Annotated in this window: 19 protein-coding genes; 12 read left to right on the top strand and 7 right to left on the bottom strand. The window is 37.8% G+C overall.

Annotated features, from left to right (window positions below; translation table 11 throughout):
* Positions 1 to 60: 60 nt before the first annotated feature.
* Positions 61 to 846, bottom strand: coding sequence for an HAD family hydrolase (locus tag NST46_RS00400; protein ID WP_341136568.1), 786 nt, complete (start codon positions 844 to 846; stop codon positions 61 to 63).
* A gap of 154 nt (positions 847 to 1,000) precedes the next feature.
* Positions 1,001 to 2,698: a M3 family oligoendopeptidase gene (locus tag NST46_RS00395; protein WP_341136567.1), complete on the bottom strand. Its 1,698-nt coding sequence runs from the start codon at positions 2,696 to 2,698 to the stop codon at positions 1,001 to 1,003.
* Positions 2,699 to 3,058: 360 nt separating this feature from the next.
* Here NST46_RS00395 and NST46_RS00390 point away from each other — a divergent pair, with 360 nt between their 5' ends.
* Together NST46_RS00390 and NST46_RS00385 are read left to right on the top strand one after the other, a co-directional pair.
* Positions 3,059 to 3,826: a gluconate 2-dehydrogenase subunit 3 family protein gene (locus tag NST46_RS00390; RefSeq protein ID WP_341136566.1), complete on the top strand. Its 768-nt coding sequence runs from the start codon at positions 3,059 to 3,061 to the stop codon at positions 3,824 to 3,826.
* 35 nt (positions 3,827 to 3,861) lie between these two features.
* The gene (locus NST46_RS00385) at positions 3,862 to 5,580 is read left to right on the top strand and encodes a GMC family oxidoreductase (protein ID WP_095310698.1); all 1,719 of its coding nucleotides are present in this window, start codon (positions 3,862 to 3,864) and stop codon (positions 5,578 to 5,580) included.
* 129 nt (positions 5,581 to 5,709) lie between these two features.
* On the opposite strand, the gene NST46_RS00380 is transcribed toward NST46_RS00385, so the two are convergent.
* Complete coding sequence (locus tag NST46_RS00380) at positions 5,710 to 6,471, bottom strand: SDR family oxidoreductase (RefSeq protein WP_339316484.1); 762 nt, start codon at positions 6,469 to 6,471, stop codon at positions 5,710 to 5,712.
* Positions 6,472 to 6,568: 97 nt separating this feature from the next.
* Between NST46_RS00380 and NST46_RS00375 the strand changes: the two genes are divergently transcribed.
* Positions 6,569 to 7,195 carry a TetR/AcrR family transcriptional regulator gene (locus NST46_RS00375; protein WP_341136565.1) on the top strand — a complete coding sequence of 209 codons (627 nt, stop codon included), beginning with the start codon at positions 6,569 to 6,571 and terminating at the stop codon, positions 7,193 to 7,195.
* Positions 7,196 to 7,318: 123 nt separating this feature from the next.
* Here NST46_RS00375 and NST46_RS00370 read toward each other — a convergent pair whose 3' ends face one another.
* The gene (locus NST46_RS00370) at positions 7,319 to 8,188 is read right to left on the bottom strand and encodes a LysR family transcriptional regulator (RefSeq protein WP_118889908.1); all 870 of its coding nucleotides are present in this window, start codon (positions 8,186 to 8,188) and stop codon (positions 7,319 to 7,321) included.
* 207 nt (positions 8,189 to 8,395) lie between these two features.
* Here NST46_RS00370 and NST46_RS00365 point away from each other — a divergent pair, with 207 nt between their 5' ends.
* Together NST46_RS00365 and NST46_RS00360 are read left to right on the top strand one after the other, a co-directional pair.
* Positions 8,396 to 8,590 (top strand): YwbE family protein, encoded by a 195-nt coding sequence (locus NST46_RS00365; protein WP_095310690.1) that lies wholly within the window; start codon positions 8,396 to 8,398, stop codon positions 8,588 to 8,590.
* A gap of 133 nt (positions 8,591 to 8,723) precedes the next feature.
* The gene (locus NST46_RS00360; RefSeq protein ID WP_095310688.1) at positions 8,724 to 9,008 is read left to right on the top strand and encodes a hypothetical protein; all 285 of its coding nucleotides are present in this window, start codon (positions 8,724 to 8,726) and stop codon (positions 9,006 to 9,008) included.
* A gap of 34 nt (positions 9,009 to 9,042) precedes the next feature.
* Here NST46_RS00360 and NST46_RS00355 read toward each other — a convergent pair whose 3' ends face one another.
* A complete protein-coding gene (locus NST46_RS00355; protein ID WP_095310684.1) occupies positions 9,043 to 9,897 on the bottom strand; it encodes a CvfB family protein in 855 nt (284 codons plus the stop codon).
* Between the two features lie 679 nt (positions 9,898 to 10,576).
* Between NST46_RS00355 and NST46_RS00350 the strand changes: the two genes are divergently transcribed.
* Both NST46_RS00350 and NST46_RS00345 read left to right on the top strand, forming a co-directional pair.
* Complete coding sequence (locus NST46_RS00350) at positions 10,577 to 11,473, top strand: AEC family transporter (protein WP_095310682.1); 897 nt, start codon at positions 10,577 to 10,579, stop codon at positions 11,471 to 11,473.
* A 297-nt stretch (positions 11,474 to 11,770) separates the two neighbouring features.
* The gene (locus NST46_RS00345) at positions 11,771 to 12,562 is read left to right on the top strand and encodes an SDR family oxidoreductase (protein ID WP_340002116.1); all 792 of its coding nucleotides are present in this window, start codon (positions 11,771 to 11,773) and stop codon (positions 12,560 to 12,562) included.
* A 159-nt stretch (positions 12,563 to 12,721) separates the two neighbouring features.
* On the opposite strand, the gene ytaF is transcribed toward NST46_RS00345, so the two are convergent.
* Positions 12,722 to 13,345 carry a sporulation membrane protein YtaF gene (gene ytaF / locus NST46_RS00340; RefSeq protein ID WP_095310678.1) on the bottom strand — a complete coding sequence of 208 codons (624 nt, stop codon included), beginning with the start codon at positions 13,343 to 13,345 and terminating at the stop codon, positions 12,722 to 12,724.
* A 185-nt stretch (positions 13,346 to 13,530) separates the two neighbouring features.
* On the opposite strand from ytaF, the gene NST46_RS00335 reads away from it, so the two are divergent.
* Positions 13,531 to 15,702, top strand: coding sequence for a DNA topoisomerase III (locus NST46_RS00335; RefSeq protein ID WP_095310676.1), 2,172 nt, complete (start codon positions 13,531 to 13,533; stop codon positions 15,700 to 15,702).
* Between the two features lie 55 nt (positions 15,703 to 15,757).
* On the opposite strand, the gene NST46_RS00330 is transcribed toward NST46_RS00335, so the two are convergent.
* Positions 15,758 to 15,955, bottom strand: coding sequence for a DUF2188 domain-containing protein (locus NST46_RS00330; protein WP_095310674.1), 198 nt, complete (start codon positions 15,953 to 15,955; stop codon positions 15,758 to 15,760).
* 180 nt (positions 15,956 to 16,135) lie between these two features.
* Between NST46_RS00330 and NST46_RS00325 the strand changes: the two genes are divergently transcribed.
* From NST46_RS00325 to NST46_RS00310, 4 genes are read left to right on the top strand one after another with little or no spacing between them, the layout of a single operon-like run.
* Entirely contained in the window at positions 16,136 to 17,332 is a 1,197-nt protein-coding gene (locus NST46_RS00325) for a M20 metallopeptidase family protein (protein WP_095310672.1), read from the top strand.
* 4 nt (positions 17,333 to 17,336) lie between these two features.
* Complete coding sequence (locus NST46_RS00320) at positions 17,337 to 18,632, top strand: amidohydrolase (protein WP_341136564.1); 1,296 nt, start codon at positions 17,337 to 17,339, stop codon at positions 18,630 to 18,632.
* The gene (locus NST46_RS00315) at positions 18,625 to 19,878 is read left to right on the top strand and encodes a M20 family metallo-hydrolase (protein WP_095310670.1); all 1,254 of its coding nucleotides are present in this window, start codon (positions 18,625 to 18,627) and stop codon (positions 19,876 to 19,878) included. The genes NST46_RS00320 and NST46_RS00315 overlap by 8 nt, the downstream gene beginning before the upstream one ends.
* Entirely contained in the window at positions 19,875 to 21,182 is a 1,308-nt protein-coding gene (locus tag NST46_RS00310) for a hypothetical protein (RefSeq protein WP_340002113.1), read from the top strand. The genes NST46_RS00315 and NST46_RS00310 overlap by 4 nt, the downstream gene beginning before the upstream one ends.
* The last annotated feature ends 2 nt before the right edge of the window (positions 21,183 to 21,184 follow it).

Here is a 21,184-nt window from a genome sequence, read left to right as displayed (position 1 = left end):
CTCAACTTATGAAAAAAAGCAAAACCCCTTGATTGTTGGGTTTTGCTTTTTATATTCCCATTACTCGATAACCCCGAGCTTTTTTAAGCCGTTATAGATACCAGAATCACTAACAGATGTGGTACGGTGCTTTGCGTAAGTAAATAGTTCTGGATGTGCATTATCCATTGCGAATCCTTCGCCTACAGCTTGCAGCATTTCACAATCATTCATTCCATCTCCAAAAGCGATAGCTTGCTCCATTGGTATACCGATGCGCTGAAGAATTTTTGTAACGGCTTCTCCTTTATTGACGTTCTTTCGAATAATATCAAAGGCCTTTGTTGCCCCTTCTACATTTACTTGTGACAAGCGAATATTTTCTTCTATTTCATAAAGTGATGCATCTCCTGGTTCAATATTCAATACGGTAGCACCTATGATTTGATCTGCAACTTCCTCAGCAAATAACGCATTTTGTTTCAACTGGAAAATGTCATTGAATTTTTTAACAAATGGATGGTTAAGATCTGTGAAGTAGTTTTTTTCCTTTGTATAAAGAACAAGTTCATGATTATGCTGTTTAGCGATTTCGATGAATTCTTTTACAATCGTTGGATCCATTGGTTCATTGACCACGGTTTGATCTTGATAGATTGCATATCCGCCGTTATAAGCAATAAATGAATCAATAGTTAATTCTTCAGCAAGATCCTGAATTTCAATATATGGTCTGCCGGTTGCAATAAAAACTTCAACCCCATTTTGCTTTGCTTGTTCAATAGCATCTTTTGTTGAATCTGTGTATGTGTGATCTGGTTTTAGGATGGTACCGTCGATATCTAGAAAAAGTACTTTATAACTCATAATGTTCTCCTTTATGTATGCTTTGTAGTCTATTCTAGCATAAAGGAAATTTGGATTGTACTAATACCAATTACGTTTACATAATATTAACTTTTGGGTTTTAGATACACTAAAAAAAGCAGTACCCAATTCGGAATACTGCTTTAAAATAATATTATAATGATTTATCGTCCACAGAATCGAGCCAATCTTCAATTGTTTGAATAACTGCTTGGACTGTTCCTGCCTCGAACGGAGAATTCAGTTTTGCTGTCTTTACAAGATTAAGGAAGGACTGTGAGCCGCCTTGTTTACAGAGGTTTAGATAGTCTTTCCATGTATCCTCATGGTTTTCACGCGACTTTTTCCAAAATTGGAAAGCGCAAATTTGAGCAAGCGTGTAATCAATATAATAGAAAGGTATATCATAGATATGTCCTTGACGATGCCAATACCCACCAGAAGCTAGATATGCATTGCCGTCGTAATCACGGTGTGGTAAATAGATTTCTTCAAGTTTTCTCCAAGCATCTTTACGTTGTTTTCGTGTCCAGTCTGGATTGTCGTATACAAGATGCTGGAATTCATCAACAGCAACCCCGTAAGGAAGAAATTGTAGGCCATCAGCTAAATGGGAGTACTTATATTTATCGGTATCTTCCTTGAAGAAAAGCTCCATCCATGGCCATGTTAAAAATTCCATGCTCATGGAATGAATTTCTGCAGCTTCACTTGTAGGAAAAACGTATTCTGGCACTTTCAGATTCCGACTAGTATAGACTTGGAAAGCATGTCCTGCTTCATGTGTTAGCACATCAATATCACCAGAGGTTCCATTGAAATTGGCGAAGATAAATGGAGCCTCGTAATCCTCAATGAATGTACAGTATCCGCCGGCTTCTTTTCCTTTTTTTGCTTCAAGATCCATCAGATTACGATCAAGCATAAAATGGAAAAATTCATTTGTTTCATTGGATAATTCCTTGTACATTTTTTGGCCGTTTTCAATAATCCATTCTGGGGAACCTTTTGGTTTAGCATTTCCACTTTTAAATTGAAAGCTTTCATCATAAAATTTTAATGTATCAACACCGATGCGTGCTGCCTGTTTCTCATATAGCTTTGTAGCAAGTGGAACGATGTAGTCCCGAACTTGCTTACGGAATGCGGCAACCATTTCAGCATTATAACCAATTCGCTGCATTCGTAAGTAACCAACTTCCACAAAATTTTTGTAACCAAGCTTCCCGGCAATCTCATGTCGCACTTTTACGAGCTGATCATAAATGGAATTAAATTGATCCTCATGGCTCGCGAAAAAGCCTGCATATGCAGTGACTGCTTGCCTCCGAACTTCTCTATCTTCGTTTTGTGCAAATGGGGCAAGCTGTGCCAATGTATAGGTTTCACCTTGAAAGGCTACTTCTGCTGAGGCTACAAGCTTTGAGTATTCTGAAGAAAGCTTGTTTTCCTTTTGTAATAAGCTAATTATTTCAGGTGAAAAAGCTTTAATTTCGTTATCGACAAGCTGAAAGAGCTGAGAACCGAACTGCTTTTCTAAATTCTTGCGATAGGGAGAGTTAACCAGTTCTTTATAAAATTCGGTGGTCATTTCTTTTAGGTTTGGTTGAATCTCATCGAAATAGTCACGTTCCTTTTGATAAAACTCATCTTTTGTATCGATTGATGCACGTATATAGACCAAATTAAATAAAGTTGATAGTCTGTTACGAAAAGCATTGATGCTTTCTGTGCCAGCAATTGCTTCTTCAGCTGATTGTGCATCTGTAAATTTCTTTAATAGCACTTTAAATGTCGCCTGTTCCTCATGGAGTATAGGTCTTTCATAAACATATTCTTCAAATTTTAGCATGGTGGACCCCCTCAAATATATATCATTTAATAATTCGACTTCTTGTGTAAAGAAACCTCTAAATTTAAGTAATCCTTTTTAAAATTTATGATTACATAAAATTCTAAAATTATGATATATAACGTTTTCATAAGTATTTGATTATGATATATAACCAAATTCGCATTGTTATTTAGAAGGATTACTATGCTATAATTCTTTTAATTGAGATTAAAAAAAGCTTTCTACTACATAGTAAAATGGAAGCTCTCTCATCCGAAATGGGTGAGAGTTTCTTTGTAGTGCTTTTGAATGGGTAATTAATTCCTTTCATAAGCAACCAAATCAAATATTATCAGTCTATTTACTGGGGGTTATATGATGGAAGAATCAGAGAAATATGGACTTGACGAGAAGGGGTCTTCAAGGCGTAAATTCCTTAGAAATTCTGGAGTAGCAGCTGGCGGAGTAGTAGTTGGTAGTGTGCTTGGAGGCTTAATTGGTTTTGGTGGTGAAAAACAGCACCAAGCACCAGAAACTGAGCACGAACATGCCGCTCCTGCAGCAAATCCAAATGCTGCATTAATGTTTTTCACACCTGATCAGTACCAAACTACAATTGCTGCAACAGAGCGGATTTTCCCTGCAGATGAGAACGGACCAGGTGCAGCTGATTTAAATGTAGCTATTTATATTGACCATCAATTGGCGAGTCCTTGGGGAATTAATGCAAAGGACTATATGTTAGGTGCATTTTATAAAGCAGAGGCCACTCAACAGGAACAAGTACGTATTTTACGGAAAGATTTATTCTTATTGGGGTTAAAGGGACTGGATGACTATAGTGGGAATAAATTTGACAGTAAATTTACTTCATTAGAAGGCGAACAGCAGGATGAGATTTTGACCGAGTTTGAAAATGGGGAATACAAACTTTCCGGCGTATCGAGCAGTATTTTCTTTGACTTGCTTCGTATATTAACGATCGAAGGTGCGTACGCAGATCCAATGTATGGCGGGAACAAAGACATGGAAGGCTGGGCAATGCGCAAATTCCCGGGTTCTCGAATGAACTATAACAATGAAGTGGTAAGCAAAGAATTTATTGAATTGGAACCTGAAAGTTTACAAAGCCATATGGGGCACTAAATTGAAGAGGGACTTGAAGAAAGGAATTGACAAACATGAGCACAAAACTACCTAAAGTGCCTGCGGTTATTGTTGGAATGGGATGGGCAGGAGGCATTATTGCTTCTGAACTGACAAAAGCAGGAATTAAAGTTGTAGGCATTGAGCGTGGGAAAGAGCGAACTACAAATGACTATTTAATGGGACATGATGAGCTTCGCTTTCAACATCGAACAGAATTAATGCAAGACTTATCGAAAGAAACCATTACACATCGTAATGATCCCAATATGCGTGCACTTCCAATGCGCAGTTACGGAACATTTATTGTTGGAGATGGTGTTGGTGGAGCAGGAAGTCACTGGAATGGTCAAACCTATCGATTTCTTCCATATGATTTTGAAATTAAATCCTTGACTGAAGAGAAATATGGCACAAATAAACTAGGTTCAGAGTATACATTACAGGACTGGGGAATTACATACGATGAAATTGAGCCATATTATGATACATTCGAAAAAATGGCTGGGATTTCTGGTGAAACGGTAGAAATGTATGGACACCGTTCAAATCCTTATCCAACAGGACCAATGGTGAAGACACCTACTTTTGAATTGTTTGAGGAAGCAACGAAAAAATTAGGCTATCATCCGTATATGTTGCCATCAGCTAACCTATCGGAAAACTATACGAATCCTGATGGTATCTCACGATCAGCATGTCAATACTGTGCATTCTGTGAAAACTTTGGGTGTGAGTATGGAGCGAAGGCCGATCCAGTAGTTACGGTTATCCCGGTTGCTAAGGAAACAGGTAACCTCGATCTTCGAACACATTCCAATGTAACGCGCATTTTAAATGATGGAACAAAAGCAACAGGAGTTGTTTATGTAAATACAATTACTGGTGAAGAATTTGAACAGCCAGCTGATGTTGTTATTGTAACAAGCTATGTATTTAATAATGTTCGTTTACTATTAAACTCTAACTTAGGTACACCATATAACCCAGAGACTGGGGAAGGATCAATTGGCAAAAACTATTGCTATCAAGTAAGTGCAGGTGCTACTACGTTATTCTATGAGGATAAAGCGTTTAATAACTATGCTGGGGCTGGGGCCTTAGGAATTGAAATTCCTGATTTCGCTGGAGATAACTTTGACCATTCAGATGTAAACTTTATTCATGGTTCAGGGATTCGCATGACGCAATATGGCAACCGACCAATTGCCATTAATCAAGTACCAAGCGGAACACCGTCATGGGGAGCAGAGTTTAAAAAGCAATCGATTAAATACGCAAATAGTACGTTACAGGTGAAATCACAAGGTGCAAGCATGCCACATAAAGACAATTATCTTGATCTTGATCCTGAGTATAAAGATGCATATGGCATGCCATTATTACGCATGACATATGACTATACCGAACAAGATAAAGAATTAGTAAAATATATGTCTAAAGTAACTCGTAAAATTGCGGAGAAAATTGGCGCGGATCATTATGAAACTACTGAAGAACAAGCAGCCTTTAATGTGAATGTGGATACAAATACTCATAACACTGGTGGCGTAATTATGGGGGCTGATTCGAAAACATCGGCAGTAAACTCTTATTTACAAATGTGGGAAGCCGAGAATGTATTTGTTATTGGTGCTTCCGCATTTCCGCATAACAGTTCATTTAACCCGACAGGTACGATTGGTGCGCTATCTTACAGAGCTTCAGAAGGCATTATAAAATATCTTAAAGATGGTGGCGGTTCACTCGTTTAATTGTTCATTAGAATATATTTCCCAAAATATTTCACTGTGTGACAGCTGTTGAAGTGCAAGTATTAATATATTAGAATTAAAAGCACTTTCTTTTTTGTGAAAAAAGAAAGTGCTTTTGCTTTATCCATATTAGAATGCAGCAGTCCAGCCGCCATCAACTGTAAGAACTGTTCCATTTACAAAGCTCGCTTCATCTGTAGCAAGGAAAAGTGCAGCATTTGCAATCTCTTCTGGTTCCCCAACTTTCGGAATAACACCTTGAACTGTTTTGGTTCGCTCCATCCCAAACGGATTAATATTTTTCATGGAAGCAGAAATATTTGTATTTACTGCACCAGGAGCGATTGCATTGCAGCGGATACCCTTTTGTGCGTACATATAACCTGTGTTCTTCGTTAAACCAACAACTGCATGCTTGGAAGCACCATAGGTTGCTCCCGCATGTGCCCCATTTAAGCCACCTGTTGATGCGATATTCACAATGACACCAGCGCCTTGCTTAAGGAATAACGGAATTGCTTTACGCATCGAACGCATAACACCTTTCGTATTTACATCGAATATTAAATCCCAGCGTTCGTCCGTAATGTCAGCAACTGGCTCAAACCCATCCATAATTCCTGCATTATTTACTAAAATATCTAATTTACCGTATTCATTAACAGCTGTATCAATCATGTGATCAATATCTCCTTGGTTTGCCACATTAACCTGAACGGCCACAGCAACCCCATTATCTGCAATGATTTCTTTTACAACTTCTTCAGCACCTTCAAAATTAAGGTCAGCTACAACTACTTTAGCACCTTCCTTAGCATATAACTTCGCAATTGCTTTTCCCATACCTGAAGCAGCACCAGTTACAATCGCAACTTTTTCTTGTAATTTCATTTAATTTCCTCCTTCATATTGATGAAGATAATGAACACCTGTACAATAAAAGTATATATGGTCTAATAAGAAAGCGCAATCAACAGAAAATCGAGAAATGCTGATTAATATACGCTTATTAAGAAATATGTTGATTAAAGGTGGAGAAAAAGTGAAAAAAGATTTACGTATTATAAAGACTGAGGAAAGCTTGCGAAAGGCACTGCTCACACTATTAAAAACAAAGACTTTAGAAACAATAACAATTTCAGAGCTATGTAGGTTGGCGCAAATTAATCGAGGGACCTTTTATCTGCATTATCGTGATGTCCATGATGTGTTTCGTCATTACTTTGAAGTGATTGTGGAAGATTTTAGAAAGGCATATGAGAAACCATATTTGAATACAAATTTTAATATAAATAATATGACACCTGATATGATTGATATTTTTAATCATGTAAAAAAATATAAAGCTTTTTATCAGATTATATTTGATGGAAAATCTCCAATGACTTATTATTATCTCGTCTTTGATACAATTCGTAAATTTATGGAAGAATCCTTGAGCATAGATAATAATGCAGTGTATTTGGATGTTGACTTCGATTACCTCATAAGCTACCACGCCAATGCAATAATCGGAATTATCATTGAGTGGCATAAACAAAACTATACAACACCGATAGAGATACTGAATGAGCAGCTAATCAAGCTCATAACAAACACTAGGTCATATAGGTGATCATCTTGAACCTTTAATAGGATTGAGGAGGTATGAAGAAGTATAAGCATTGTGACTTCTATAAAAAAAGGCCCCCGTGGAGAAGGGGGGAGGCTTGTTCTTTCAGTAACGTGCATTTTGTTCTTAATTGACCTGTTCCTTCACAATGTCAATAAACAGCTTGGTCGCTCGCGAAACGTGCTGTAGTGAAATAGCAGCTAATGCGATATTTCGACGATAATCGGTCAAAATTGGACGAGCGTATTTCCACATTTCCGTATCTTTTATAGCAAGTTCAGGGAGTATGGATAAACCAAGCCTTTCCTGAATCATTCCGAGCATTGTATTTAAGTTTGAAACGGTATATTTTTGATGATAGGGAAGTCCTTTATCGATAAATAGTTGTTCAATCGCTTTTGGATCTCCCCACTTACCAACAATCAATGATTCATTTGATAGATCTGACAACGTAATTAATGACTTTTTAAGTAAATGATGTTCAGGAGGAAATACTGCCATATATTTATCTTCCACTAATGGAATAATATCCAGGCTGCTATGTGGAGAGTAAATAAATCCAATATCAACCATACGTGATGTGATCCAGTTAAAAACTTCTTCGACAGACCCTTCAAATAATTCGATGGTTATATTCGGATATTTTTGCTGGATTGCCTGAATAATCTTAGGCAGAAAACGTGCGGATACATCGGGAAAACCAGCGACTTTGATTGTGCCAGTTTCAAGGCCTTTTTCTGCCGCAACCTCCTGATCAATTATTTTAAGGCTGTTTTCAATCGTACGGATTTGCAGAAGAATCTTTTCACCGATGTCTGTCAGAATGAGTCCCCTTGATTTATCTCGGATCAATAGTGACACACCAAGTTCAGCCTCAAGACTGGAAACAGCCTGACTGACAGCTGGTTGTGTCATTTTTAAGGCTTGACCTGCCTTCGTGAAATTGCCGATTTCAATAACTTTTGAAAAAATATGAAGCTGTGTAATAGTGGCCATATGTCTTGTTTATTCCCTTCATCAATTTCTAGTGCATTATATTGTATACTAAAAGCAGAAAGTTTTACGAAAATAGTCATACACGCTATGAATGATAACCGTGCATTTTTCTTTATTTTAGTATATTATGGCTAACGGTAGAAGTAAATGAGATGCTTAAAATCAGATTTTTGTTAAAGAAATGAAGTTAGGGGAGGGAATAGCAAGATGATAGTTGATGGAAGATATCGAAAAAATATTTATCCTGGGCAAAAAGCAGAAATCGTATTGAAGCAAAATCAACGCACAGGAAAAACAACGGCAGGAGTTGTGAAAGATCTTTTGACAAAATCAGAATTTCATCCACATGGAATTAAAGTTAGATTAGAGGACGGTCAAGTTGGACGAATCCATGTAAAATAGGGATGACTTAACCAGAGGAACCGCTTCCAAAAAGATGACACGATCTACCTGAAAAGCGATATTCTAATTGACTTTGATTTCTTTCAATTGTAGACTATAGGTAATGTCATTTAATATTTATGGGGTGAAAGTTATGATTTTGGCAGTTTTTACAATCGGGGGAATTTTAACAATCGTAACACTTCTTGCAAACGTTCTACTTGTTAAAATGACCGCAAAAGAATCAAGGTCTTGCTATTATCCAAATATCTTCTTAGTGATTGTTGGATTATTACTACTAGGAGTAGCATCGATTGCTCCTAAAGTAGACATACTAGGAGCAGGATTTGGTGGTTGGGGAATTGCAGCATTATTCTCAGCAGCAATTGGATTTATTATTACATCAATTATTGACGCTTACCAAAATGTAACTGCATAAAAAACACAGCATCTTTTGAAAGATGCTGTGTTTTTTACTTTAAATAAGTCATTCCATCACGTTGTTCCACTTTACCTTCTTTTAAAAGTCTGCCTAAAGCTCGTTTAAATGCTGCCTTGCTGATACGAAATGTTCCACGGATGTCTTCTGGATCACTCTTATCGTTAAAGGGAATAACACCATTGTTTTCTTCCAAATGTGCTAAAATGCTCGTAGCATCTTCTCCGATACTATCCTGTTTTAATGGGCGAAGGGAAACATTTAATGTCCCATCTTCCTTCACATCAATCACACGCCCATGAACGAATTCACCGAGTCTTGGCTCTTCTTTACGTTCTGTATGATGAATGAATCCGCGATAATCATCTTCGGTTATAATAGCGGATCCTTCTTTGCTTGTATGATAAACGGTTCCGCTTATCGGCTGATTGTATAGTTCTTCTGGTGCTAGTTCGATTTCTCTAGCAATGACACCCTCCGTAGCAGGTATTGCAAGCAGACGTCCATTTTGATCTTTACCTAGAGTAATAAAAAGTTTATCTCCTGGATTTGGCCAAACAGCTTCGAATAATGGAAGGTCGTCAACAGATACTAGCATTTCCTTTGCGATACCAATGTTAACAAAAGCTCCTAATTTAGGAATAACTTCTACTACTTCAGCCCAATCATAGACATCCATTTGAACGGATGGCAATGTCGCTGTAGCTGCAATGTTTCCTTTTTTGTCATTATAGAGAAAAACATCAATTTCTCTTCCTTCGTCGTAAGTATGATTGGCTTCATTATGATGTAAAAGCGCCTCTTGTCCGTCTTTTTCTAATACATAGCCGGTGTCAATTTTTCGAGAAACAGTCATTGTTTGTACCTTGCCTATTGGTAATGTATGCATATATTTACCTACTTTCATTCTTTTCTAAAGTGTCCTAAATGTGCGCAATCCTAGTATGTATTGGAAAAGGAGTACCCTCATTATTAAGAGTACCCCTTTGATTTAAAAGTAACACATAAGTTTAATTTTATTTTATTATCCCGATTGTTTCGGGTGGGAAATTCTTGTTCATCAGCTATTAATTGATAGCGTGAGAAAGTGTATTACTTGTTTTATTCAATAAAGTTATTTTTCAAAAACGTAGTATTTACCAAGTCTTCTATGCAAATATTCATTGCAATATACAGATAGCAGCATTTATTCTTTTCTATCTGCCAAGAATTTCACTTAACCGCGGTACGTGTTCCACTGGATGTCCTCTAACTTAAGCAACGTAGCCCTACCTGCTCTACGTCCTTGCGACCCCTAAGTCGCGCCAGTGTGAATAAGCATCTTCAAAAACATTGTAGAATGCCAGAATTACTTATTTGTTACTAGATGAGTAATCATACCATGCATGAGTACTTCTGTCAAATCATAATTTTACACCTGAACGAGAGGGCAAGGAGCTTACGATAAAAAAAGGGAGACACAATGAAATATTAGATGCTAGAAAATAAGATAAATAGTCTTTCATTCTAGAAGTGCCAAAAATTGTGATAAACTAGTGAATAGTTCTAATAAAATGGAGATGTCATGGATGAGTTTATTTCTGAATATTATTGTACCGATTATGGCAGTTTTTGCTTCAGGTTTTATATTGCAACGAATTCGTATTCTAGATGTAAGGTCGGTATCAGCTATTTCGCTTTACATATTGTCACCAGCACTTATATTTGTAACCTTATATGATACTGAGTTTAATAGTGGCTATATGGTGATTGTAGTTTACATGCTTGTATTATTTTACATAATGGTTGCCATCAATAAAATATTGGCAAAAATATTCAAATGGGATCCAAACACAGAAAGTGCTTCGATTCTAGCTTCAGGTTTTATGAATTCAGGTAATTATGGTTTGCCTGTTGTACTGTATACAGTAGGAAACGCTGCATTACCGTATGCTATTTTCATAATGGTTGTTCAAGCATTACAAAATAACTTTTTTGGTGTTTATTATGCTTCCAGAAGTAAAAGTGGTTTTCGACGCGCGTTTGAGAATGTATTGAAAATGCCTACTACTTATGCGGCGGTTTTGGCATTTGTTTTCCAGTTTTTTTCTGTTGAAATTCCTGATTCGGTTCATTCGACATTAGACATGGTTGGAAGTGCGGCTATTCCGGTAATGATGATTATGCTTGGAATGCAGTTAGCTTCGATAACAGCACTGAAACTTAATTGGCAGGTTGTTATTTCTGCAGTGACATTGAAAATGATTGCTGCTCCGATAATTGGGATAATCTTTGTTTCAATTCTTGATGTAGATCCAGTAATTGCCGCTGTTATCATTATCATTTCTGCAATGCCAACGGCTGCTACAACAACAATGTACGCCATTGAGTTTGATACAGAACCAGACCTAGTTTCAAGTATTACATTCATTGCAACATTAGTTAGTATTGTAACACTTAGTATTCTGTTAAATATCATTGTTTAATTTAGATGTTTGGTATGGAATTATAAGGGGAAACTTCTTATTAAGCTCATGCATTCCAGAAAAGGGAGATTAATATGATTCGAACAATACTAATGATAATTGGAGCAATAGTAGTAATCGGGTTTATTATTTCATTGCTTTAATGAAAAAAGAATAAACACGTGACTTGCCCGAAGACAATTTGTCTCGGGCATTTTCGCGTTGTGTTCATGTTAAGGATTAAGTGATTAAGTTTACTCGTATTCATTATGATTTTTGCTATAATTGAAAAAAAGGTAAATAGGGAGGTTGTTCCAGATGGATTTAGAATTAAAAGGAAAGTCAGTGATTATAACAGCAGGAAGCAAAGGACTTGGGAGGGCAATTGCGAAAGAGTTTGCAAAGGAAGGTGCTCATGTTTTATTAAGTAGCAGGGATGAAGAAGCATTGCATCTTGCAGTTCAGGAAATTAAGCAGGAAACAGGAAATGAACAGGTTGATTATACTATTTGCGATATGAAGGATTCAGAGGCAATTGATCGACTTGTTGAAAAAGCATTGTCCTGGAATGGTACGATTGATGTGCTCATTAATAATGCAGGAGGACCACCAGCGGGTTCATTCATGGATATGTCTGATGATGATTGGTATCACGCATTTGAATTAAATCTGCTCAGCTTTGTCCGAACAATAAGAGCAGTCGTTCCATTCATGCAAAAACAAAACCGTGGTCATATTGTAAATCTTGCATCATCATCTATTAAACAAAGCCTAGACAATTTAGTACTATCGAATACAATGCGTCCAGGTATTGTTGGGCTTTCTAAAACATTGGCACAGGAATTAAGTGCTGATAATATTTTAGTCAATACAGTTGGTCCGGGAACGGTTGAAACGGATCGGATACTTGAGCTATACAAGGTGAGAGCGGAAAAGCGTCAAGTAAGTGTTGAAACAATCATAGAAGAGACGGAGAATCAGATTCCAATGAAGCGATTCGGCCAGCCAGAGGAGTTTGCGAAAGCAGTTGTCTTCTTAGCATCTGGTGCAAATACATACATTACAGGACAATCTCTCATTATTGACGGTGGACAAGTGAAAGCATTATAAATGGACGTCAAAGAGGATCAGGTGATTGAGCCTGATCCATCTTTGACAGATAAGAAAGTTTAAACTTTTTTATCCGCAACTAAGGCATTCGATGAAAAGGCTTGGCAAATGCCTTGGTTTTCTAATGATTGCACGTTTATCAGACATTTGGAATGACCCTTAAAAAATATTAAAAATCCCGATCGCAATTAAAATAACGGGTGGCAGAAAGGTTAGGCGCTGCAGTTTCTCTTGCTGTGATAAAAAAATTCCTAGCTTCATACCGAAAAATAAAAAGAAACCACTCATACACGCTGTAAGAACGGCAGTCAGTGCAGGGGAATACCCAAGCATTGATGCGCCAATTCCAGCACCAAATGCATCAAGTGCAAGTGCTAAGCCAAGCAGGAATGCTTCTCCGGCTGAAATGGACCCGGATTGATCTAAATCAGCTTTATCAGGTGTTGTCATTACGGTTTTAATATCTTCTATTCTAGTCGTGTGAGCCTTATTAGTAGAAGTCGCATTTATTAATTTTGCTCGGATAACATTAATGAATGAAAATAAACCGATCGCGATTAAGATAATACCTCCAAGGATCTTTGCCACTTCTTTTGAGATAAAAAAGCTAAGCAAATCGCCAACCAGCATGGATGTATAAACTATAATACCTGAACAGAGCATGATGATGATTAATGCAATCACAGGTACTTTAATTTTTCGCAGTCCATAAGTGATTCCTACGCCGAATCCATCTAAACTAACTGCTGTAACTAATAAGAGTAATCCAGTATAATAAAGCATCTAACCATATCCTTTACAAGGTTCTAGATTATAGTATGGAAAGGATGGTTACGTTGTGCTTGCGGCAGTTATGCCTGCACGAAAGAGTTAATTTGTGATAAAGTATCTTTAGATGTTTCCTTCATTTCATAACGAAATAAGTAAGTGAAATCCGAATGGATCGTTCATATAGAGAGGATTTTTTGATGAGTAAAATAGTTGTATTAGCAGAGAAACCATCCGTTGGTCGTGACATTGCAAGGGTGCTTGGATGTACGAAAAAGGGGAATGGTTATTTTGAAGGTTCAAGGTATATTGTAACATGGGCGCTTGGTCATCTGGTTACATTGGCAGATCCAGAAGTCTATGATGATAAATATAAAACGTGGCGTATGGAAGATTTGCCAATGCTCCCGCCGAAATTAAAGCCAGTCGTTATTAAGAAGACAGGTAAACAATTTCAGGTTGTCAAATCCCAATTAACACGCAAGGACGTCAGTGAAGTCGTTATTGCTACTGATGCCGGACGTGAAGGGGAGCTGGTGGCCCGCTGGATTTTGGAGAAAGCCCGAATTAAAAAGCCGACTAAACGTTTATGGATTTCCTCGGTTACGGATAAAGCGATACGTGAAGGTTTTAAAAATCTCAAGCCTGGTGCAAAGTATGTGCATCTGTATGAATCGGCAGTTGCAAGGTCTGAAGCTGATTGGTATGTTGGTCTGAATGCAACACGTGCATTAACGACAAAGCATAATGCCCAATTGTCCAGTGGGCGAGTTCAAACGCCAACACTAGCGATGATTGCTGCAAGAGAGCAGGAAATCAAAGAGTTTAAGCCGAGGGCATTCTACGGTATCGAAGCAAAAACAGACAAAGGATTTAAATTAACTTGGCTGGATGAAAAAAATAATTCGCGTATTTTTTCCGAAGATAAAGCAAACCTTTTGCTTAATCAATTGAAAAATGAGTCCGCAACTGTTGTCCAAGTTGATAGGCAGCATAAGAAAAAATTTGCCCCACAGCTTTATGATTTGACGGAATTACAGCGAGAAGCCAATCGGATTTTTAATTTCTCTGGAAAACAGACGTTGTCGATTATGCAAAAGCTTTATGAGCAGCATAAGGTTTTGACATATCCACGGACCGATTCACGCGTTATTTCTTCAGATATTGTTCCTACATTAAAGGATCGCGTAAAAGCTTGTGGCGTAGATGAGTACGCAAAATCAGCTGCGAAAATTTTAAAAAAGGATTTGAAGCTTTCCAAGGCAGTTGTCGATAATGCGAAGGTATCGGATCACCACGCGATTATCCCCACGGAACAGCCGGTTCTGTTAGCGGATTTAGATGATAAGGAAATTAAAATCTATGATCTTGTTGTGAAACGTTTTTTAGCGGTGCTTTCAGATGCCTATGAATATGAACAAACAACAATTACAGCTGAAATTGGACCAGAGCGTTTTACTGCGAAAGGAAAAGTGATTAAAAAGCTCGGTTGGAAAGAAGTCTACAATAACCGAAGAAGTGAAGATGATCTTCAAGATGACCAACGTTTACCAGTTATGCATAAAGGTGATAAGCTAACGGATATCCGTATTTCTCGTACGGAAGGAGAAACGAAGCCGCCAGAACGATTTACAGAGGGTGCCTTATTACAGGCGATGGAAAATCCAGTTCGTTATATGAGCTCGGATGAAAAACATTTGGCGAAAACAATTAATCAAACAGGCGGTATTGGAACGGTAGCGACAAGAGCGGATATTATTGAGAAGTTATTTAATAATATGTACATGGAGCTAAAAGGAAAATATATTTATTTAACTCCTACAGGTCGTCAGCTGCTTGATCTTGTGCCAGAAGATTTGCGTTCTCCGGCCTTGACTGCGGAATGGGAGCAGAAGCTAGCCTTAATTGCAGAAGGCAAGCTTGCAAAGGATAAATTTATTTCTGAAATAAAAACCTATACGAAACAAGCTGTTCAGGAGATTAAAAATACTGGGGACACGTTCAAGCATGATAATATGACGGGGACGAAATGCCCTAGTTGTGGAAAGCTCATGTTGGAAATTAAGAATAAGCATGGACGTAAACTCGTTTGCCAAGATCGCTCTTGTGGGCATAAGAAAAATATTGCCAAACAAACGAATGCCCGCTGTCCAAACTGCCATAAACGTATGGAACTTCGCGGTGAAGGAGAAGGGCAAATGTTTATATGCAAATGTGGACACAGAGAAAAACTTTCCACATTTAATGCACGTAAACAAGAAGAGAAAAAACATAAAGTATCGAAAAAAGATGTAAATAAGTATTTGAAAAAGCAGGATGATGGCTTTAAGAACAATGCACTCGCTGATGCGTTGGCAAAGCTGAAGAAATAGAGGTTTAGGGATAGCTTACAGTAGATAAGCTATCCCTTTTTTTGTGTGGTGTGATTTAATACTTCTTTTCTTCCAAAACATTATGATATTCATCTTGTATTTCGACAATGCTTGGTGTGTTTTCCTGTGCCAATTGTTCTGCTGCCTCAATGGCTTCTGACTTAGTGTCGTAGACTTCCTCTGGTGCAACGTCCTCCAATTTTACAAACCAAGCACTTGCATCTACATTTGGTGTGACACTATACGTTTTCAATTAAAAAACTCCTTTATTTCTTAAGATATAATTTATTTTCCCATTTGTATTGAAACTAAAACATCATCAACTTTATATAAACAAAATATATACAACAGGTTAAAAATTCTGTATAATCCATTTTAACGGAATATTAAAGGTAATTTTCCGTAAATGAGTTATATTTTTGGAGGTAGATTAATGCAACGAAAGATAGACACATATTTGAAGCAAGTGGAACAGGAAATTATCGCTAACCGACGTCATTTGCATCAATATCCAGAGCTTAGTAATCAAGAGGTCAAAACATCCCACTATATTCAACAGAAGCTAACAGATTATGGAATTCCCTTTAAAACTGGCTTTGCCGAACATGGGGTTTTGGGGATTATTAAAGGTAAAGATTCCGATAACATCGTTGCGTTACGTGCAGACATCGACGCATTACCAATACAGGAATTAAATGAAGATGATTTTGTATCTAAACACCCAAATGTGATGCATGCATGTGGACATGATGCTCATACAGCTATGTTACTTGGTGCAGGATATGTTCTTCAGCAACTAAAGGAAGAGATTAATGGAACAGTGTTGCTTGTTTTTCAACCGGCAGAAGAAGCATCACCAAAAGGTGGAGCGCAGGTCATGATGGAGGATGGTGTATTTGATACATACAAGCCGGATGTAATTTTTGGCCAGCATGTGTGGCCATATATGCGAACGGGTACTGTCGGTGTGCATGACCGGGAAGTAATGGGAGCATCAGATCGTTTTAAAATAATTTTAGAAGGGCGAGGTGGTCATGCAAGCATGCCGCATCAAGCAAATGATGCTGTTATAGCAGCAGGGCATTTGATTACTGCACTGCAGACAATCGTTAGTAGAAACCTAGATCCAATGGAGTCTTCTGTTGTTACAATTAGTATGCTGGATGCTGGCAGTGTACCGAACATTATTCCGCGAGAAGTGACGCTGCAAGGATCTGTTCGAACGTATCATTCAGAAATTAGAGAGCGATTAAAAGAACGCTTTTACCAGATTACAAACCAGATTGCGGAAGCCTTTAATACAAAAGCATATATTGAATACACGGATGGGTATCCAGCAACAATTAATACACCACAATGGGCTAAACTTGCCAGAAGTTCTGCACAGAAGATCCTTGGAGAGAATGCAACACCTTCACAAAAGCCGTCTTTAGCAGGAGAAGATTTTGGAAGATTCCTACATAAATACCCTGGTGCATTTATTTGGCTTGGAACACAATTGGAAGATAAGGAAAAGCAGACACCACTTCATGATGCGAATTTTAAATTGAATGAACGTGCCTTGCCACAGGGAACTAAGCTATTTGTCCAATTTGCAATCGATGCATTACAAAAATTAAATGAGGAGTGAGTATATGTCTGATTTTGTAAGCCATATGGAACCAAAGTTGATTAGTTGGCGACAATCCTTTCATTCATACCCTGAACTTGGTTTTATGGAATATGTAACAACGTACCGTCTTGGAAAAGTTCTAGAGGGACTTGGATTTACGATTCATTTAGGAGAAGAAGCACTAGAGCGTGATGCGAGATTAGGAGTTCCAAATAAAACTGAATTGGATAAACATGAACTCCAAGCAAAAGCAAAAGGAGTGGAAGAGTCCTGGCTTGCTAAAATGCGTGGAGGTCTTACAGGACTTGTAGCAACATGGGATACTGAAAGACCCGGAGACCATGTGGCATTCAGATTTGATATCGATGCCTTACCAATTACGGAAACAAAGGATACGAATCATATCCCTGCAAAAGAAGGTTTTCATTCTATGATCGACCAAACCATGCATGCTTGTGGCCATGATGGCCATATGACAATTGGTCTAGGGGTTGCCTCCTACATTGCTGCCTATCAATCAAAATTAAAAGGAAAATTTACGTTATTGTTTCAGCCAGCTGAAGAAGGTGGACGAGGTGCTAAAGCAATGACTGAAAAAGGGTGGTTAGATAATGTCGATTATTTTTATAGCGGACATATTGGCATCCAGTCCTTGCCAATTGGAACCATTGCTGCAACGGTAGATGGATTTCTAGCATCCTCAAAGTTCAATGTCACATTTTCTGGTGTTGCTTCTCATGCAGGAATGCACCCGGAGTTAGGAAAGAATGCTTTGCTCGCTGCTGCAGTATCAGCAACAAATCTTTATACAATTCCTAGGCATAGTGATGGCATTACTCGAATTAATGTTGGGAAAATGGTTGCTGGTAGTGGTAGAAATATAATTCCTAGTGACGCCTTTCTTGAAATGGAGACGAGAGGAGAAACTAAAAAAATTAATGAATATATGCTAACAGAAGCAACCCGAATCATAAAAGCAGCAGCAGACATGCATGACGTGACTTGTGAGATCACTCCTGTCGGTATTACAGAGGAAATGATTTGCAGTGAAGCATTAATACCAACAATAATAGAGGCATGTAAATCAAGTGATTATATAAAGGAAGTTCTTCCGGTAGCGAAGGTTTCGGGTTCAGAGGATGCAAGCTTTATGATGAATCGTGTACAGCAACAGGGTGGGAAAGCAACTTATTTGTTATTTGGAACAGAGTTGAATTACCCGCATCACCATCAAGCTTTTGATTTTCAAGAAGATGTTCTTCCTGTTGCATTGGATGCATTTATCAAAATCATTGAAGGAGGGTCAGGAATTGAGTAATTTGACTAAATGGCTAGAGGACAAACTGCTAGCCCTCAATGTGACGGATACAATGGCACGTCCAGATGGGTTTACGAGGCTTAGCTTTACAAAGGAAGAAAAAGCAGCGCATATCCAATTTGAACAAATCGCTGCTGAACTCGGTTTGAAAACATATCAAGATCAAGCAGGGAACTGCTGGGCTGTTTGGGAGGTTGATCCGTCTGCATCAACAATTGCAATGGGATCGCATTTAGACACCGTTGATTGTGGTGGTGGCTATGATGGGGTTGCAGGTGTGTTAACAGCATTAACTGCTGTTAAAGGATTACAGGACATAGGATTTCACCCGATAAAAAACATCGCTATCATCTGTTTTATTGCTGAAGAATCTGCCCGATTTGGTGTGTCGACGATTGGAAGCAAAGCAATCACGGGTCAACTAAAACTAAAGGAAATGGAAGCAATTAAAGATCGTAATGGAATTAAAATGAAACAAGCAATGACAGATTATGGACTTGACTGGGAATCTATCGAAGCGGCTGCCCTCTCACTTGATTCATTGGAAAGCTTTATTGAGCTGCACATTGAGCAAGGAATGGAGTTGCAAGAAACAGGTGCAGAAATTGGTATTGTAAAGGGGATCGCGTGCCCAGTAAGACTTGTAATTACTGCAAAGGGAATGGCCAATCACACTGGTACAACCCGGATGCATCAAAGGCAGGATGCTTTTGTAGCCATTGCACCACTCGTAAATTTTGTGCAGGAGGAAGCACTAAAAGTAAATGAAAAAAGTGAAGTTCCACTTGTAGCTACAGTAAGTACAATCCGTTTACATCCAAACGCAATGAATGTAATCCCTGGAGAAGTTGAACTTGGTATTGATATACGAAGTGTTGACGATAGACTAAAACGGGATTTCGCTGAAAATATTCGTACTTTTGTTTCTGAGCTTGAAGTGAAAAAGCAAATTAGGATTGGTGTAAAGACGCTTGTAGATAATGATTCAGTCAAGATGGATAACATAATGCATGCAAAATTAACCCAAGCAAGTAAAACAATTGGGTATGAAACATTGTCAATGAATAGCGGGGCTGGTCATGATGTAATGAATATGGCGGCGAACTGGCCAGCAGGTTTAATTTTTATTCCGTGTAAAGATGGATTAAGTCATCATCCACGTGAATTTGCATCGATAGAAAGTCTTGAAAAAGGAACAAAGGTTATGATGACATTTTTACAACAGGAAGCAGGAGAACCAATATGAAAGTAAGAATTGGGGTCATCGGTCCTGCTGATTCTGTAAATCAAATTATGACTGTTGCAAAGGAATTTAGCGATACATCAATTGTCCCATTTACCTATGAATCGCTCGAGGAAATAGACGAAATATTGAAGAATAATAAAAATCAATTTGATCAATGGTTCTTTTCGGGAATAATGAATTTTTCTTATGCAATGGAGCATACGCTTTTGTCAATGGATCATGCAATCTATCCAGATATGAATGGATCAGCTTTTTTAGGGACATTGCTTGAGGCGCAGCTTAATGAGGATAAGGTCTATAAAAAAATAAGCATTGATACGATTGAAAATGAAGAAATAGACAAGTTATTATCCTTTTATCAGTTACACTCCATGATTTATAATAATATTCCTTTCCAAGGATATGAACATAACGAAAAGCAAATTGCTTTTCATGAGGAACTATATGAAAAAGGTAAATCGGAAGTTGCTATTACATTTATTCGTTCTACTTATATCGCTTTGAAAGAGAAAGGAATTCCTGTTTACAGGGTTATGCCATCCTATTTATCGATCGAACAATCGTTTAGACTATTAATTCAACGGGCGCTATCCAGTCGCTATAAAAATGCCCAATTGGCTGTAATCGGGTGCAATGTAGTGTTTAATACGAATGAAGAAGCGATGTATTATTCGTTCAAAATGAAACATAAAGAACTCGAATTGCGGAAAACATTGCTTTTTTTAACAGAAAAAATAAATGGATCATTAATGCAGCTAGGTGATGGATTATTTTTTATATTCACAACCCGGGGAGAAATTGATGATCAATTCGAAGTGGCGATATTTGAAATAATGGAGGATGTTAAAGTCCAGGAGAATATTCAATTGACTATCTCGATTGGATTTGGTGAAACAGTATCCCAAGCAGAAGACCATGTAAGACTAGGATTCCACCAACTGGAAACAGAGAAATCAACATCTATTATTATTGTCGATGAAGACCAGTCAATCACAAAAAAGAATGCAGATAATGAAACAATTGCATTTAAAACGATGGAGTTAGATGAGGAATGGCAAGAAAAAATTAGACACAGTGGTGTAAGTCCAAGTATCGTTTCAAAGATAAGAGCTTATTCAAGAAAATATAATCGATATGAATTTACAGCTAGTGATGTGGCCAGGTGGCTGAAAAGCACAGAAAGAAATGGGAGAAGGATTGTCAGCCTGCTAGAAAAGGCTGCAATTACAGAGCAATGTGGAGAGGTGCAATCAAATGTACGAGGCAGGCCCAAAAAAGTATTTCGTTTTTGTGCATTGAAATAAGA

This window comes from Oceanobacillus sp. FSL W7-1309 (assembly GCF_038002145.1).
In the GTDB taxonomy this organism is placed as follows: Bacteria; Bacillota; Bacilli; order Bacillales; family Amphibacillaceae; genus Oceanobacillus; species Oceanobacillus profundus.
The sequence above is the reverse complement of the archived record's forward strand: the minus strand, read 5'-3'. Positions and strand labels throughout refer to the sequence as shown.